Here is a 1,827-nt window from a genome sequence, read left to right as displayed (position 1 = left end):
GCATGGCAGGCGCATCGACTGGTTCAGGCCCTATACGGTGGTGAAGAACGCCAGTTTCGAGGGCGAGGTTTCGATACGGTGGTTCGAGGATGGCGAGCTCAACGTCTCGTACAACTGCATCGACCGCCATCTGGACACGCGCGGCGATCAGGTCGCCATCCTGTGGGAAGGGGACACCCCTTCGGAAGACAGGAAGATCACCTACAGGGACCTGCACGAGCAGGTCTGCCGGCTTGCCAATGTGATGAAGAAGCATGGGGTGCAGAAGGGCGACCGTGTGACGATCTACATGCCGATGATCCCGGAGGCGGCCTTTGCGATGCTGGCGTGCACGCGCATCGGGGCGGTGCATTCGGTGGTGTTCGGCGGCTTCTCGCCCGACGCGCTGGGCGGGCGCATCGTCGACTGCGGGTCGACCTTCGTCATCACCGCCGACGAGGGGCTGCGCGGCGGCAAGACGGTCCCGCTCAAGGAGAACACGGACAAGGCCATCGACATTGCGGCAAGGAACTTTGTCATGGTCAGGAACGTGCTGGTGGTGCGCCGCACCGGCGGCAAGGTCGGCTGGGCCAGCGGCCGCGACCTGTGGTACGACGAGGAGATCGCCTCGGTGGAGGCGACCTGCGAGCCGGAGCGGATGAAGGCGGAAGACCCGCTGTTCATCCTCTACACGTCCGGTTCGACCGGCAAGCCGAAGGGGGTGCTGCACACCAGCGGCGGCTATCTGGTCTATGCCTCGATGACCCACCAGCATGTGTTCGACTACCATGAGGGCGACGTCTACTGGTGCACGGCCGATGTGGGCTGGGTGACGGGCCACTCCTACATCGTCTACGGGCCGCTGGCCAACGGGGCGACGACGCTGATGTTCGAGGGCGTTCCCAACTATCCCGATGCGGGGCGCTTCTGGGATGTGGTGGACAAGCACAAGGTCAACATCTTCTACACGGCGCCGACCGCCATCCGGGCGCTGATGGGGGCTGGCGACGGGTTCGTGAAGCGGGCCTCGCGCAAGACGCTGAGGGTTCTGGGCTCGGTCGGCGAGCCGATCAACCCGGAGGCGTGGGAGTGGTACTTCAACGTGGTGGGCGAACAGCGCATTCCGATCGTCGACACCTGGTGGCAGACGGAGAACGGCGGCATCCTGATCACGCCGCTTCCCGGCGCGACCGACCTGAAGCCCGGCTCGGCGACGCGGCCCTTCTTCGGCGTGAAGCCGCAGCTCGTCGACAACGAGGGCAATGTGCTGGAGGGGGTTGCCGACGGCAATCTGTGCATCGCCGATGCGTGGCCGGGCATGATGCGCACGGTCTATGGCGATCACAAGCGCTTCATCGAGACCTACTTCTCGCAATATCCGGGCCTCTATTTCTCGGGCGACGGCTGCCGGCGCGACGCGGACGGCTATTACTGGATCACGGGCCGGGTGGACGACGTGCTCAACGTGTCGGGCCACCGCATGGGCACGGCCGAGGTGGAATCGGCGCTGGTCTCCCACGACAAGGTGTCGGAGGCGGCTGTGGTCGGCTATCCGCACGACCTCAAGGGGCAGGGCATCTACTGCTACGTGACGCTGATGGATGGCGAGGAACCGGGCGAGGAACTGCGCAAGGAGCTTGTCGCCCATGTGCGCAAGGAGATCGGCCCCATCGCCTCGCCCGACAAGATCCAGTTCGCGCCGGGCCTGCCCAAGACGCGCTCGGGCAAGATCATGCGCCGCATCCTGCGCAAGATCGCAGAGGACGACTTCGCCGCCCTCGGAGACACCTCAACCCTCGCCGACCCCGCCGTCGTCAACGACCTCATCCAGAACAGACAGAATAAAAA

The 1,827-nt window shown here is 65.0% G+C and carries 1 protein-coding gene; it reads left to right on the top strand.

The window, feature by feature from the left end:
- On the top strand, positions 1-1,827 hold a 1,827-nt coding region (acs, locus tag DES43_RS22180; protein ID WP_133676469.1), incomplete at both ends, for an acetate--CoA ligase.

This window comes from Aquamicrobium defluvii, from assembly GCF_004363725.1.
GTDB classification, from domain to species: domain Bacteria; phylum Pseudomonadota; class Alphaproteobacteria; order Rhizobiales; family Rhizobiaceae; genus Mesorhizobium; species Mesorhizobium defluvii.
The sequence above is the reverse complement of the archived record's forward strand: the minus strand, read 5'-3'. Positions and strand labels throughout refer to the sequence as shown.